This is a genomic window from Streptomyces violaceusniger Tu 4113, assembly GCF_000147815.2.
In the GTDB taxonomy this organism is placed as follows: domain Bacteria; phylum Actinomycetota; class Actinomycetes; order Streptomycetales; family Streptomycetaceae; genus Streptomyces; species Streptomyces violaceusniger_A.
Genome location: NC_015957.1, coordinates 4753583 through 4768062 on the forward strand (window position 1 = coordinate 4753583; position 14480 = coordinate 4768062).

Here is a 14480-nt window from a genome sequence, read left to right on the forward strand (position 1 = left end):
ATCCCTTGACACCTCCGATGTCTTATTGGTTGTCTACGTCGCGCTCGTGCTCCTCCTCGGCCGTCATCCTCACGGCCGCGTTCGGTCCAGCTCGCTCGTCTCCAGTTCCGTCGCTCTGGAAGGCAGCACGTCATGGTCACGATCCGGCACGTTCTCCGCGGCCTGTTGGCCGCGTCGGTCCTCGCCCTCCTGCCGCTGCAGGGGCCCGCCTGGGCCGCCACCTCCCACCCGGCCCCCCGCTCCGCCCCCGGCCATGGCTGGACGGGCACCTGGGAGGCAGCCGCCTCCGGGACGGTTCCCGCCCTGCCCGGTCAGTCGATCCGCAATGTGGTGCACACCAGCGTCGGCGGCCACGCCGTCCGTGTCCGGGTGACCAACCGGCTCGGCACCGCGCCCCTCCAACTCACCTCCGTGACCGTCGCCTTGCAGGAGAGCGGGGCGCCCAAGAGCGCGGGCGCCCGTGCCGGGACCATGCGCACGGCCACCTTCCGCCATGCGGCATCGGTCACGGTTCCGGCCGGTGCGGACGCGGTCAGCGATCCGGTGCCGCTGCGGGTGGCCCCGGACGCCAACCTGCTGATCACCCTCTACACACCGGTCGACTCGGGCCCGGCGACGTACCACCACTCGGCCCTGCAGACCTCGTTCCTGGCGCCGGACGGCGACCACACCGCGGAGGAGAGCGGCGCCGCGTACACCGCCACCACCGGGTCCTGGTACTACGTGACGGGCGTGGATGTGCTCGGCGCACCCGCCGCGGGCAGCGTGGTCGCCCTCGGCGATTCCATCACCGACGGCTCCGGTTCGACGTCGAGCGCCAACCGCCGCTGGCCGGACCGGCTCGCGGCCCGGCTGCGCGCGCTGCCCCCGCAGCGCCGGCTCGGGGTCCTGAACGCCGGGATCGCGGGCAACCGCGTTCTGCTGGACGGCACCGGGCCCAGTGCCCTGTCCCGGCTGGACGCGGATGTGTTCTCCCGCTCCGGGGTGCGCGCGGTGGTCCTGATGGAGGGCATCAACGACATCAAGGGCAACCCCGATCAGACCGATCCCGCCGCGTTCGAGGACGCCTACCGCCGGATCGTGGAACGGGCCCACGCGCGTGGCATCCGCGTCATCGGCGGCACCATCACCCCGTTCGGCGGCAACGGCAACTACACCGAGGCGCGCGAGGCGGTGCGGCAGTCCGTCAACGGCTTCATCAGGGACGGTGGCCTGTTCGACGGGGTGGCGGACTTCGACGCCGCCGTGCGCGACCCCGCCGCCCCGGACCGTTCACTGCCCGCCTACGACTCGGGCGACCATCTCCACTTCAACGACGCGGGACTGCAGGCCATGGCCGATGCGATCGACCTGCGCGACCTGCGTCCCGCCCGCTGACCACGCGGACCCGCGCCCGTACGAAGCTCAAGCGCCCGCACGGAGTTCAGCCGCCCGCACGGAGCTCAGCGGTCGATCCGCGCTCCGTGCGGGCCCGTCTCCGGCACCTCCCCGACCCGCGCCGCGGCCGGGTTCAGCACCCGAGTGAGGAAGGCCCGGGTGCGGGGATGGACCGGATCGGACACCACCTGCTCAGGTCCGCCCTCCTCCACGATCACCCCGTCGTCCATGAACACGACCCGGTCGGCGACCTCCCGCGCGAAGCTCATCTCATGGGTGACGACCAGCATCGTCATCCCCTCGTCCGCCAGGGCGCGCATCACGGCGAGCACATCGCCGACCAGCTCCGGATCGAGCGCCGAGGTCGGCTCGTCGAAGAGCATCAACTCCGGCTCCATGGACAGCGCCCGGGCGATGGCCACCCGCTGCTGCTGGCCACCCGAAAGCTGCGCCGGATAGGCCGACTCCTTGTCGCTCAGGCCGACCCGGCGCAGCGTGTCCCGCCCGATCCGTACCGCCTCCGCCTTGTCGCGGCGCAGCACCCGCCGCTGGGCGATGGTGAGGTTCTCCAGAGCGGTCAGATGCGGAAAGAGGTTGAACGCCTGGAAGACCATGCCGATCCGCCGCCGCACCCGGTCGATGTCCACGTCCGGGTCGGTGACCTCGGTCCCCGCCACGGTGACCGAGCCCGAGGTCGGCTCCTCGAGGAGGTTCACACAGCGCAGCAGCGTCGACTTGCCGGATCCCGACGGGCCGATGACACAGACCACCTCGCCCCGCCGGACGGTGAGATCGATGCCCTTGAGCACCTCCAGCGCGCCGAAGGACTTGTGCAGACCCGCCACCTGGATGGCGATGCCATCCGTCTCGCCGGTCTCCTTCACCACCGTCGTCTCCTTCACACCGGTCACCTCGCCTTCGCCGAACGGGCCTCGAGCCGGCGCACGAGCTGGCCGAGCGGAACGGTGATGATCAGGTAGCACACCCCGGCGACCAGGATCGGGGTGAGGCTGCGGTGCTGATTCAGCGCGTCCCGGCCGAACTTGGACAGCTCGTACTGGTCCAGGGAGAGCCCCAGCAGATAGACCAGGGACGAGTCCTTGGTCAGCAGCACCAGTTCATTGGTGAGCGGCGGCAGGACGATCCGGAACGCCTGCGGGACGATGATCGAGGCCATCGCCCGGCTGTGGGACATGCCCAGCGAACGCGCCGCCTCCATCTGCCCCTTGGGTACCGCCTGGATGCCCGCCCGCATCGTCTCCGCGATGTAGGCGGCCCCGACGAGTCCCAGCGCCAGCATCACCGTGACGTGCCGGTCCAGCGCCACCTGGAAGGCGAGCGGCACCCCGAAGCCCAGCGCGATGAACACCAGCAGCGCGGGCACCCCGCGGAAGAACTCGATGTAGGCGACCGCCAGCCAGCGGTACGGCGGCACCTGCGAGAGCCGCATCAGCGCCAGCACCACCCCGAGGACAAGGCCGAAGCCGAACCCGAGCAGGGTGTAGACGGCGGTGTTGACCAGGGCGGTGGTGATGATGTCGGGGAACAGGGACCGGGCGACCTCGGCGTCGAAGAACGCGCGCCGCAGTTCACCCCAGTCCGCGGCCAGGACGATGGCGAGCAGCAGGGCGATGAGCACGGCGTACTGCACCGCTCGTATCGCCCGCGCCCGCTGTCGGCGGGTCATTGCCATAAGTGTGCGGACTCCTCAGCTCCGATGGCCGTCAGCGGGCGTCCGTCTTGGGCGCGGTGCCGAACCACTTCTTGTAGATACGGTCGTAGGAGCCGTCCGCCCGGGCGTCCTTCAGCACCGCGTCGATCTTCTTGCGCAGCGCGTCATTGCCGGTCCGCACGGCGATGCCGTACTGCTCGCCGGTGTCGAACTCGGCCGTCACCGTGGTGTCGGCGTTGTCCTTGACGTAGTCGTAGAGCACACCGTTGTCGTTGATGCCGGCGTCGGTCTGCCCGGTCTTGACGGCGGTCAGCAGCAGCGCGAGATCCTCGAACTGGACCAGCTTGACGCCCTTGGCGTGCTTCTGGGCGTAACTCTCACCGGTGGTCCCCTGCTGGACCGCGAGCTTCTTGCCCTTGAGGCCGGCGAGGGTCTTGTAGGGCTTGCCCTTGGTGGTGAGCAGCGCCTGAGTGGCCTCGAAGTACGGGGCGGAGAAGTCCAGGTTCTTCTCGCGTACGTCGGTGATGGTCATCCCGGCGGCGGCCACGTCGCACTGGTTGGTGTTGAGGTCCTCCCCGGACTGGATGCCCTCGAAGGGCGTGTCCACGATCTCCTGCTTCACATCGAGTGCCGAGGCCACGAGGTCGACCATGTCCACATCGAAGCCGACGATCTTCTTGCCCTGCTTGGACTGGAAGGGCGGATAGGGCAGATGTGTGCAGGTCGTGAGCTTCCCGGAATTCACCAGGCTGATGTCGCCGCCGCCGGACCCCGACGACTTGGTGCTGGTGCACCCGGCCAGGAGGGCGGATACGGCGGCGACGGCTATGACGGGCAACGCGGAGCGAGCGGACACGGCACCTCCGGGACAGGGTCGGCGAACGACCACGGACCTCATGATCAGTGAGTCGGGCCGAATCCTCCCACCGGATATGCCGCGATGTCTTTACGCGCGCAATTGCGACCGGATAACGGAGAGGCGAGGTCAGCGCCGCCGGCGCCGCTTGCGGCGCTTGCTCCAGAACCAGCCGGCCGGCGGCTCGTCCGCCCGCCAGGGCTGGGGCTCGGGCGCGCCGCGCCGCCACCGCGCGGTCAGCATCCGGGTGCGCGCGACGGGCTCGGCGACCTCGGCGTCCCGTATGAAGTCCTCGTCGAGGGTGACGTCGTCCCAGCCGTCGGCGTCGTCGTCCCCACGGGGTGTGGATCCGGTGCTCAAGGGGCACCTCCCATTGCCATGGTGCCGCTCGGGCACAAGAGCGTGTTCCTCGAGCGGTGAACGCATGGGGTGTCCGCCGAGTTCCGATGGACACGCGTGGGACACGCCCGGGTCCGGCGAAGATCAGCCGCTCCGGGCGTGAATAGAAGACCAGCAGGTCAGGGTGCCTTGGCCGGTCCCGCGACGGTCAGCCGGTCAGGGCCCGGAGCGGGGTCCACACCCGCATCGCACCGGGCTCGCGGTTCGCCCAGGCGTAGTAGGGGATCGCGGTCACCGGCACCGGCTCGGGGGCTTCCGCGCGGCCCCCGTCCCCGCTGGAGCCCGCGTCCCCGACCGGGCCCCCGCCGCCGTCCCGGTAGGGCCACCACCCGTCGCGCGCGACGGCATGGCGCAGGGCCAGGGAGGTGATCACGGTCACCCCGCCCAGCAGCTCCGGCCGGTGCTCCGCGCTCAGCCCGGCATCCGGGTCGAGGGCGATGTCGTCCAGCCGCAGCCCGGCGGGCTGGTCGGGCTGCTCCAGGCAGTACACCAGCGGGCCGCGCTCGATCGCGGCACAGCCGCGCACCCCGTCGGCCCGCGGATCGGGCCGGGTGAGCCGGGGGTCCAGGGGCAGGCTCAGCACGACCGTCTCGCCGGGCCGCCAGCGCCGCCGCAGCCGCAGCCAGCCGTTCTCGGCCCGCTCGGCCACCGGCTCCCCGCCGACCGTCGCCTCGTACGCCGTCGTCCAGTGCGGGATGCGCAGCGACAGCGTCCAGTCCGTGTCCTGCGGGGCCGCGTCCACGACCACCGCGATCCGTCCCTCCCAGGGGTAGCCGGTCCCCACCCGCACCGCCCCGCCGCCCGCCTCGTACGAGCCGGACGCGTACTGGTGCAGTTGCAGCCCCTGGGCGTCGCCGCTCGCCATGTAGTGCGGCAGCGACGCAAGCAGCCGCATCACATTGGGCGGGCAGCAGGCACACCGGAACCACGGCGTCCGGTGGGCGCTCTGGTCGCCGGTGGCGCCCTTACGGCTCTCATCGTCCTGGCGGACCTGGAGCGGATTCACATAGAGCCAGCGCTCACCGTCGATCGACACCCCCGACGCGAAGCCGTTGAACAGGGTCCGCTCCACCAGATCGCTGTAGCGGGCCTCGCCGGTCAGCAGCGCCATCCGCCATCCGAAGTGGATGGCGGCGATGGCCGCGCAGGTCTCCGCGTAGGCCCGGTCCGGCGGCAGCTCGTACGCGTCCCCGAAGGACTCCAGCTCGTGGCGGGACCCCACCCCGCCCGTCAGATAGGTCTTCGTCGCGGCCATGTCCTCCCACAGCCGCACCAGGGCGTCCCGCAGCCCCGCGTCGCCGGTCTCGGCCGCCACATCCGCGGCCCCGGCCAGGAGATAGAGCTGGCGCACCGCATGCCCGGCGACCGCCGTCGCCTCCCGCACCGGGATGTGGTCCTGCCAGTAGGGCGCCCCGGGCCGGGGGCCGGGCGAGCCGTCCGCCGGGCCGTCGCCGAGGCTGCCGTGCCCGCGCCGGTCCACGAAGTACCCGGCCAGCTCGAGATGGCGCCGCTCACCGGTCTCCCGGTACAGCTCGACCAGCGCCGTCTCTATCTCCGGATGTCCGCACACCGTCTCGTTCCTGCCGGGCCCGAACGTGGCGTCGACGAGATCGGCGCAGCGCACCGCCACATCGAGCAGCCCGTCCGCGCCGGTGGCCCGGTGGTGCGCGACCGCGGCCTGGAGGAGGTGGCCCGCGCAGTACAGCTCGTGCCCCCAGTGCGGTTCCGCCCACCGCCGGGAGTCTGGCCCCAGTTGGTAGTACGTCTGCAGATAGCCGTCCTCGGCCTGCGCGGCCGCGACCAGCCCGGCCAGCCGCTCCACCTGCCGGGACAGCTCCTCCTCGGCCGGCCCCTCGCCGCCGTCCGCCAGTTGCCAGGACGCCGCCTCGAGCCACTTGTGCACATCGGAGTCCTGGAACGGGAAGTCGCCCCGGAAACCGGACTCCGCCGGCCCCGGCCCCGCGGCGGCCCGCAGATTGGCGAGGTTGCCCGCCCGCTCCAGCCGGTCCGGCCCCTGGGGAACGCTCACTTCGGCGTTGACACGGCGTCTGGCGGCCCAGAAACCCCCGGTGATCCGCGCCGCGGTGGCCGGGCGGAGCGCGGTGTGCGCTCCCCGGGAGAGCCGGATCGGACCTGCGGACATGCCCTGCCCCTTACGCCGCGCCGCCGGCCATGGCTGTCTCCCGGTCGGCAGGAGTGGAAAGCGATTTCCGCCGCGAGCATAAGGAGGCATTCTTGCGGCCGACAAGCTTTTGCACACACCATTCATCAACGTTCAACAAGCGGTCAGGTGGGCGGGCGACACGGTCACGGCGGCGGCTTACGCCGAGGTCAGCATCCTCCGCTCGGCCACATGGGCCACCACGCAGGTGACGTTGTCGGGCCCGCCCGCGCGGTTGGCGAGGGCGACCAACTGCCGTACGGCCGTGCCCGGGTCGTCCTCCGAGGCGAGCACCCGCCGGATCTCCCCGGCGGGCACGACCGCCGTCAGCCCGTCCGAGCACAGCAGACAGCGGTCCTCGGCGCGGGCGTCCCGCAGGGCGAAGTCCGGCTCGAACGCCGAACCGCCGCCCACGGCGCGCAGCAGCAGCGCCCGCTGGGGGTGCGAGGCGGCCTCCTCGGGGGTGATCCGCCCCTCGTCGATCAGCGACTGGACCACGGTGTGGTCATGGGTGATCTGGAACAGCTCACCATCGCGCAACAGATAGGCGCGCGAGTCGCCGATATGGACCAGCCCCAGCCGGGAGCCCGACCACACCATCGCGGTGAGCGTCGTGCCGACATCCCGCAGCGCGGGGTCGGACGCGGCGAGCGCGGAGACCGACTCCCGGGCCCGGTGCGCCGCCTCCTCCAGGGCGCTCAGCAACTCCCCGCCCGGGACACCCGCGTCCAGCGGCTTGAGCGCCTCGATCGCCGCCTCGCCGGCGTGCCGTCCGCCGCCGAATCCGTCGGCCACGGCCAGCAGGCGCGGACCGGCGTACCCGGCGTCGTCATTGCTCTCCCGGACCGAGCCGGTGTCGGAGAGCACGGCGTAGCGGATCCCCAGGGTGGTGTGGTTGGAAGACATCGTGGTGTCCCTCCCGGACAGATGGTCGACGAGGAAGGCGGCCAGGTCCCTTCTGGCCGCGGTGTCGGCCTCGACCCGCGTCCAGTACGCGCGCACCTCCCGCGCGGCCGCCTCCGGCTCCAGCTCGCACACCGCCCGGATCTCGGCGAGCGGCATGCCGAGCCGCCTCAGCCAGGCCACCAGACGGGCCCGCTCCAGCTGTGCCGGATCGTAGCGGCGGTAGCCGGAGTGCGGGTCGACGCGGGCGGGCGGCAGCAGCCCGAGCTCGTCGTACAGGCGCAGCGCCTTGGGGGACAGCCGCGACGCCCTCGCGAACGCACCGATGGTCAGCAGCCCCATGTTCGCCCTCCTCGCGGCCGGGCACCTCGCCCGGCGACCACGATGCTCAGGCTTCCCCTTCGGGGAAGGTCAACGGTGGGTCCGCGATCAACATCTCTCCTCTCGCGCGACGAATCTCCACAGCAAGCGAGCGCATTTAATCCGATATCGCTCCCTCGTAATAATCAATCGGTCATATCCATACATCTTCCTCTCTTCGGGTATCCGCCATGCTTTACCCGGGAATTGACGGTGTATCCGCAGTCTCGTGGCTTCACGAGAAGAGGGAGGTCCTCTCATGACCGTTTCCACCACCCCCGGCACCGTCTGGGGCACCTGGATCAACCTGCAGGGCGGCATCCACTCCGAGCCCGCCCCGGTCGCGTTCGCCGACGACCGGGTGCAGGTCTTCATCCGGGGCGGGTCCAACGTCCTGTGGAGCAGGGTGGAGGCCCGCGACGGCAGTTGGGGTCCGTGGCAGCAGTACGCGGGCCTGTCCGTCGACGGCATCCCCGCGCCGATCCGGGGGAAGGACGGCAAGGTCCGGGTCTTCTACCGCACCCCGGGCAACAATCTGGAGGTCATCACCCAGACCTCCATCAACTCCGGGTACGGACCGCCCCAGATCCTGGCCACCGGCATCGGGGACGACCCGGCCGCGGCGCTCGGCGCCGACGGCCGCATCTATGTGTTCTTCCCCGGCACCGACGACGCCCTGTGGTACCTCCGCAACCAGGATCTGCAGTACGAGACCTACACCGCCGCCACATCGCTGGGCGGTGCCATCTTCGCCACGCCTTCGCCCATCCTCGATGGCGGAGGGCGGATCGTGGTGGCGGTCAAGGGCGTGGGCGATACCCTCTACACCATCCAGCAGCAGACCGAGAACTCCACCGTCTGGGGGCCCTTCACCCTCGACGCCTCCAACGTGACCAGCCGCCCGTCGGTGTGCCTCGACGCGGCCGGCCGGGTGCAGATCTTCTACCGGGGTTCCGACGGGAGTGTCCGGCGCGTCGGCCAGAGCGACGACTACGCCACGTTCGGCGCCCCCGTGAGCCTCGGCGCACAGATCGTCTGGCGGCCCACCTGCGCCCTCGCCCAGGACGGCCGGGTCAATGTGTTCATCAAGGCCACCGACAACGCCCTGTGGGTCGCCGTGCAGACCACGGAGAACGGGACGACGTACAGCGGCTTCCAGTCCCTGGGCGGGGTCATCGGTTCCGCGGGCGTCGGCGTCCCCATCCTCAACGAGGAGAATCTGCTCTACGTCTTCATCCAGGGCAGCGGAACCGCCAGGGACCTCTGGCTGCAGCGCCAGACCTTCGTCTGATCCGCCCCTCGCCGCATCGCTGATCCGCTCGCCTCACCACACCACCCCATCGCGCGTCTTTCAGGGCTCCACGGTTTTCGAAACTTTCGCACCCTCTCCAGGGGCTGTCGGAAGTCATCAGAACCCTTAATATCCGAACAAATTCGATCACTTCGGATCGCAGGAGCCCTCTGATGCCCCCGCATGCCACCCGACCCTGGAGAGCGCCGGCAGCGCTGCTCGCGCTGCTGGCCGCCCTCGCTCTCGTGGTCCCTCTCACCGCGAGCCGTGTGCACGCCGCGGAGCACGACCGGAGCGAGGGGAGCGGACCCGCCGTGCGGCAGTCCACCACGGTCTCGCGCTATCTGTTCACCGCCTTCACGAACAGCAGCGAGAGCAATATGTACGTCTACGGGTCCGACGACGCGCGCGATTTCTGGTCGGTCCAGGACAAGGCGTACACCCCGCCCTCCGGTCTCGTCCGCGACCCCAGCGTCATCCACCGCGGCGGCCGCTACTACGTCGCCTACACCACCGGATGGACCGGCACCACCTTCGGCCTCGCCGTCAGCGACGACCGCCGCACCTGGACCCATCTCGCCGACATCGACCACGGCGTGGCCGCCAACAACACCTGGGCACCGGAGTTCTTCACCGACGCGCCCGACGGCAAGGTCCGTATCGTCGTCTCGCTGTCCACCGGGCCCACCGCCTACCGGCACTTCCAGCCCTACGTCCTCACCGCGCTCGACGACACGCTCACCCGGTGGAGCGAGCCTCAGCCGCTCGAGGGCATCTCCCCGAGCGAGAGCGACTACAACGGCTATATCGACACCTTCGTGGTCCGCAAGGGCGCCACCTACCACGCGTTCACCAAGAACGCCACGGGCGAACTCATCGAGCACGCCGTCGCCGACCGCATCACCGGTCCGTACCGCTTCACCGGCAAGGGCGACTGGGCGGGATGGGGCAGCCTGCTGGAGGGCCAGACCATCGTCGCCCGCCCCGGCGGCGGCTATCGCATGTTCATGGACGGCTACACCGTCAAGAAGTACTACTACAGCGACAGCACGGATCTGGAGCACTGGACGCCCAAGCAGGAGCTGCCCGGCCTGTCGGGCGTCGTGCGCCACGGCACCGTCATCCGGGAGACCGCCACCGTGCGGCCCGGTGACGCCAACCCCGCCCTGCCCGGCTACCACGCCGACCCCGATGTGATGTACGCCGAGGGCCGGTACTGGATCTATCCCACCGAGGACGGCCATCCCGGCTGGAGCGGCACCCGCTTCAACGGCTTCTCCTCACCCGACCTCGTCCACTGGACCGACCACGGCCCCGCCCTCGACCTCGCCGATGTCTCCTGGTGCCACGAGAACGCCTGGGCCCCCTCGGTGGTCAGGAAGGGCGACACCTACTGGATGTACTTCAGCGCCTGCCAGTCCATCGGTGTCGCCAAGTCCGCGAGCCCTGGGGGACCGTTCACCGATGCGCTCGGCAAACCGCTCGTCGCCAAGGGGCAGTTCGGCCACCAGTCGATCGACCCTGACGCCTTCATCGACGACGACGGCACCCCCTACCTCTACTTCGGGCAGGGCGCCTTCGAGGCGGCCAGGCTGAACGAGGACATGGTCTCCTTCGCCACCCAGCCGGTGAAGATCACCCCGCCCGGCTACAACGAGGCGCCGACCGTCTTCAAGCGCGCGGGCCGCTACTACGCGATGTGGTCGGAGGACGACACCCGCAGCCCCGACTACCGCGTGTCCTACGGAGTCTCCGACTCACCGCTCGGCCCCTTCACCAAGGCGGCGGGCAACCCGGTCCTGGCCAAGGACACCGGCGATCAGATCCTCGGCACCGGCCACAACTCCGTCGTCCAGGTCCCGGGCCGCGACGAGTGGTACATCGTCTACCACCGCTTCGCCCGCCCCGGCGGCGACGGCACCCATCGCGAAGTCGCCATCGACCGGATGCGGTTCAACCCCGACGGCACCATCCAGCGGATCCGCCCGACGCAGGCCGGCATCACGCCCGTCCGCCCCCAGGCGCATCACCAGCCAGAGCAGGAGAGAACCGCATGAGCCGCAGCGCAGAACACCAGCCCAGCCGCAGGCACGTGGTCATGGGCGCCCTCGCCCTGGGGGCGGTGGCCGGAACACCCGGGATCGCACAGGCAGCCACCCCCACCGTGCCGCGGGCTGCCGCCAGGGCCGCCTCGTACGCCAATCCGCTGGTGCGCCGCCGCGCCGATCCGCACATCCTCAAGCACACTGACGGCTACTACTACTTCACGGCCACCGTCCCCGAGTACGACCGCATCGTCCTGCGGCGCTCCAGGACCGTCGGCGGCCTGGCCACCGCCGCCGAGTCGGTGATCTGGAAGAAGCACACCAGCGGCGACATGGGCGCCCACATATGGGCCCCGGAAATCCACTTCATCGACGGCAAGTGGTACATCTACTTCGCCTCGGCGCCGGGACACGACGTCTGGAAGATCCGGATGTGGGTGCTGGAGAACGCCGGCGCCAACCCCCTCGCCGGCACCTGGGCCGAGAAGGGCCGCATCGTCACGCCCATCGACTCCTTCTCCCTGGACGCCTCCACCTTCACCCACCAGGGCACCCGCTATCTCCTCTGGGCGCAGAGCAACCCGGACGTCGGCAACAACTCGAGCATCTACCTCGCCCGGATGGCGAACCCGTGGACCATCACCGGGCCCCAGGTGGAGATCTCCCGGCCGACGTACGACTGGGAGACCCGTGGCTTCAAGGTCAACGAGGGCCCCTCGGTCCTGCAGCGGAACGGCCGGGTCTTCCTCACCTACTCCGCCAGCGCCACCGACGCCAACTACTGCATGGGGCTGCTCACCGCCTCCACCGGCAGCGACCTGCTCGCCGCCGCGTCCTGGAAGAAGAGCCCGCAGCCGGTCTTCACCAGCAATGACACCACCAAGCAGTACGGGCCCGGCCACAACTCCTTCACCGTCGCCGAGGACGGCCACACCGACCTCCTCGTCTACCACGCCCGCCAGTACAAGGACATCACCGGCGACCCGCTGAACGACCCCAATCGGCACACCCGCGTCCAGGCCCTCGGCTGGAAGGCCGACGGCACCCCGGACTTCGGTGTGCCCGTGGCCGACGCGCCCGCGCGCGACACCACGGCCGCCACCCGCTACACCATGACGGCGTTCACCAACAGCAGCGAGTCGAACATGTACGTCTACCAGTCGTCCGACGCGACCACGTACACGCTGCTCAAGGGCCCTGCCTACACCCCGCCGTCCGGGCTCATCCGCGACCCCAGCGTCATCAAGCACACCGACGGCTACTACTACATCGTCTACACAACGAACTGGACGGGGAACACCATCGGTTTCGCGCGCAGCCGCGACCGCCTCACCTGGACCTTCGTCCGCGATCACACCCTGCCGGTGTCCGGGCTCGAGCGCACCTGGGCGCCGGAGTTCTTCGTGGACGACGGCGGCGGCGTCAATATCATCGTCTCGCTGGACACCGCCTCCACACCCGCTTCCATCTTCCGGCCGCATCTGCTCACCGCCACCGACGCGTCGCTGTCGTCATGGACCACACCCACACCACTGCGGGGCCTGGACACGTCCAACTACATCGACACCTTTGTCGTCCGTCACGCCGGGCAGTACCACGCCTTCACCAAGCAGGAGACGACCAAATATATCGAGCACGCGACCGCGAACAGCCTCGGCGGGCCGTACACCTTCCGCGGCACCGGCGACTGGGCGGGCTGGGGAAGCCGGCGCGAGGGACCGGCGCTGGCGCGCCTGGACAACGGCGGCTGGCGGATCTACTTCGACGGCTACACCGAGCAGAAGTACTACTACAGCGACAGCCTCGACGGCTTCCGGACCTGGACCCCGATCCGGGAGCTGCCCGGGCTCACCGGATTCGCCCGCCACTTCACCGTCCTCAAGGAGACCGTGTGATGCGCGGGCGTCCGTGGACCCGTCTGTGGACCCTGGTCGTGGCCGCCGTCCTCGGGCTGCTGGCCCCGCTGGCGGGGGCCGGCGCGGCGCAGGCCGCCCCCGTCACCGTCGCCAACGGCACCCAGTTCACCACCACCGCGGGCGAGGCGGTGCACGCCCACGGCGGGGGAGTCATCAAGTCCGGCGCCTACTACTACTGGTTCGGTGAGAACCGCAACGCCGACAACACCTTCCGCTATGTCTCCGCCTACCGCTCCACGGACCTGAAGACCTGGGAGTTCCGCGGCCATGTCCTCACCCAGGCCACCGACCCCGAGCTGGCATCCGCCAACATCGAGCGGCCCAAGGTGCTCTACAACGAGCGGACCAAGCGGTACGTGATGTGGATGCACAAGGAGAACGGCAGCGACTACAGCCAGGCGCGCGCGGCCGTCGCCACCTCCGCCACCATCGACGGCGACTACACCTGGCGGGGCAGCTTCCGCCCGCTGGACGAGCACATGTCCCGTGACATCACCCTCTTCCAGGACGGCGACGGCACCGGCTACATGGTCTCGGCCGCCCGGGACAACTACGACCTGCACATCTACCGGCTGACCGACGACTACACCGGTGTGGCGAGCCTGGTGGCCAACCCCTGGCCCGGCGGCCACCGCGAGGCACCGGCGCTCTTCAAGCGCGGGAACGTGTACTTCATGCTGACCTCCGGCGCCACCGGCTGGAACCCCAACCAGCAGCAGTACGCCACCGCCACCAGCCTGGCGGGCCCCTGGAGCGGACTGCGCGACGTCGGCGATGCCACCGCCTACGGCTCGCAGACCGCGTACGTCCTGCCCGTGCAGGGCAGCCGTGCCACCTCCTACCTCTATCTGGGCGACCGCTGGGGGAACTCCTTCGGCGGCACGGTCAACGACTCGCGCTACGTCTGGCTGCCGCTGGCCTTCCCCACCGCCACCACCCTGACCATGGACTGGTATCCGCAGCTCACCATCGACACGGCGGCGGGCACGGCGGGTGGCTCCGGCGGTCCGTACACCACGCTCAAGGCCCGGCACAGCGGCAAATGCGCCGACATCACCTCCGCCTCGCAGACCGATGGCACCGCGGTCGTGCAGTACACCTGCAACGGCGGTGGCAATCAGCTCTTCTGGGCCAAGGACGCGGGTGGCGGCCAGGTCCAGTTGGTCGCCCGGCACAGCTCCCAGTGCCTGACGGTGGCCGGTGGCTCCACCGCCGACGGCGCCGCCGTGGTCCAGTCGGCCTGTGGCGCGGGGACCAACCAGCAGTGGCGGGCCACCGACACCGGTGACGGCTACGTCCGGTTCACCGCCCGCTCCAGCGGCAAGTGCCTGGACGTCGCCGACGAGTCCACGGCGGACAAGGCCGCACTCCTCCAGTGGAGCTGCACCGGCGGCGCCAACCAGCAGTGGCAGCGCGGCTGACCGCACCCGCACCGCCGGTGTCTGGGGGCTGTTGACTTCCCCAGGAGGGCCGGTACCTTCACGGTGCACATGATGTCGG

Annotated in this window: 11 protein-coding genes; 5 read left to right on the forward strand and 6 right to left on the reverse strand. The window is 70.2% G+C overall.

Annotated features, from left to right (window positions below; all coding sequences use genetic code 11):
- Positions 1–132 precede the first annotated feature (132 nt).
- Positions 133–1377: an SGNH/GDSL hydrolase family protein gene (locus STRVI_RS19600; protein WP_014057416.1), complete on the forward strand. Its 1245-nt coding sequence runs from the start codon at positions 133–135 to the stop codon at positions 1375–1377.
- Positions 1378–1442: 65 nt separating this feature from the next.
- Here STRVI_RS19600 and STRVI_RS19605 read toward each other — a convergent pair whose 3' ends face one another.
- The 6 genes from STRVI_RS19605 to STRVI_RS19630 form a co-directional block, all read right to left on the reverse strand.
- Positions 1443–2279 (reverse strand): amino acid ABC transporter ATP-binding protein, encoded by an 837-nt coding sequence (locus STRVI_RS19605; RefSeq protein WP_286012055.1) that lies wholly within the window; start codon positions 2277–2279, stop codon positions 1443–1445.
- 5 nt (positions 2280–2284) lie between these two features.
- A complete protein-coding gene (locus tag STRVI_RS19610; RefSeq protein ID WP_014057418.1) occupies positions 2285–3070 on the reverse strand; it encodes an amino acid ABC transporter permease in 786 nt (261 codons plus the stop codon).
- Between the two features lie 31 nt (positions 3071–3101).
- Positions 3102–3905 (reverse strand): ABC transporter substrate-binding protein, encoded by an 804-nt coding sequence (locus STRVI_RS19615; protein WP_014057419.1) that lies wholly within the window; start codon positions 3903–3905, stop codon positions 3102–3104.
- Between the two features lie 129 nt (positions 3906–4034).
- Positions 4035–4265: a hypothetical protein gene (locus STRVI_RS19620; protein WP_014057420.1), complete on the reverse strand. Its 231-nt coding sequence runs from the start codon at positions 4263–4265 to the stop codon at positions 4035–4037.
- A 187-nt stretch (positions 4266–4452) separates the two neighbouring features.
- Positions 4453–6447, reverse strand: coding sequence for a glycoside hydrolase family 127 protein (locus tag STRVI_RS19625; protein ID WP_014057421.1), 1995 nt, complete (start codon positions 6445–6447; stop codon positions 4453–4455).
- 177 nt (positions 6448–6624) lie between these two features.
- Entirely contained in the window at positions 6625–7710 is a 1086-nt protein-coding gene (locus tag STRVI_RS19630) for a MerR family transcriptional regulator (RefSeq protein ID WP_014057422.1), read from the reverse strand.
- 277 nt (positions 7711–7987) lie between these two features.
- Between STRVI_RS19630 and STRVI_RS19635 the strand changes: the two genes are divergently transcribed.
- The 4 genes from STRVI_RS19635 to STRVI_RS19650 all read left to right on the forward strand — a co-directional run bounded on the left by STRVI_RS19635 (position 7988) and on the right by STRVI_RS19650 (position 14401).
- Entirely contained in the window at positions 7988–9019 is a 1032-nt protein-coding gene (locus STRVI_RS19635; RefSeq protein ID WP_014057423.1) for a hypothetical protein, read from the forward strand.
- A gap of 173 nt (positions 9020–9192) precedes the next feature.
- Positions 9193–11076 carry a family 43 glycosylhydrolase gene (locus STRVI_RS46370; RefSeq protein ID WP_014057424.1) on the forward strand — a complete coding sequence of 628 codons (1884 nt, stop codon included), beginning with the start codon at positions 9193–9195 and terminating at the stop codon, positions 11074–11076.
- Positions 11073–12959 (forward strand): family 43 glycosylhydrolase, encoded by a 1887-nt coding sequence (locus STRVI_RS55970; RefSeq protein ID WP_014057425.1) that lies wholly within the window; start codon positions 11073–11075, stop codon positions 12957–12959. Before STRVI_RS46370 ends, STRVI_RS55970 begins: the two co-directional genes overlap by 4 nt.
- The gene (locus tag STRVI_RS19650; RefSeq protein ID WP_014057426.1) at positions 12959–14401 is read left to right on the forward strand and encodes an RICIN domain-containing protein; all 1443 of its coding nucleotides are present in this window, start codon (positions 12959–12961) and stop codon (positions 14399–14401) included. The genes STRVI_RS55970 and STRVI_RS19650 overlap by 1 nt, the downstream gene beginning before the upstream one ends.
- Positions 14402–14480 lie beyond the last annotated feature (79 nt).

What these genes read in the sequence shown, in the direction of transcription:
- STRVI_RS46370 (WP_014057424.1), top strand. Translation starts at nt 9,193, where the DNA reads ATGCCCCCGCATGCCACCCGACCCTGGAGAGCGCCGGCAGCGCTGCTC.
- STRVI_RS19625 (WP_014057421.1), bottom strand. Translation starts at nt 6,447, where the DNA reads ATGTCCGCAGGTCCGATCCGGCTCTCCCGGGGAGCGCACACCGCGCTC.
- STRVI_RS19650 (WP_014057426.1), top strand. Translation starts at nt 12,959, where the DNA reads ATGCGCGGGCGTCCGTGGACCCGTCTGTGGACCCTGGTCGTGGCCGCC.
- STRVI_RS55970 (WP_014057425.1), top strand. Translation starts at nt 11,073, where the DNA reads ATGAGCCGCAGCGCAGAACACCAGCCCAGCCGCAGGCACGTGGTCATG.
- STRVI_RS19635 (WP_014057423.1), top strand. Translation starts at nt 7,988, where the DNA reads ATGACCGTTTCCACCACCCCCGGCACCGTCTGGGGCACCTGGATCAAC.
- STRVI_RS19630 (WP_014057422.1), bottom strand. Translation starts at nt 7,710, where the DNA reads ATGGGGCTGCTGACCATCGGTGCGTTCGCGAGGGCGTCGCGGCTGTCC.
- STRVI_RS19600 (WP_014057416.1), top strand. Translation starts at nt 133, where the DNA reads ATGGTCACGATCCGGCACGTTCTCCGCGGCCTGTTGGCCGCGTCGGTC.
- STRVI_RS19610 (WP_014057418.1), bottom strand. Translation starts at nt 3,070, where the DNA reads ATGGCAATGACCCGCCGACAGCGGGCGCGGGCGATACGAGCGGTGCAG.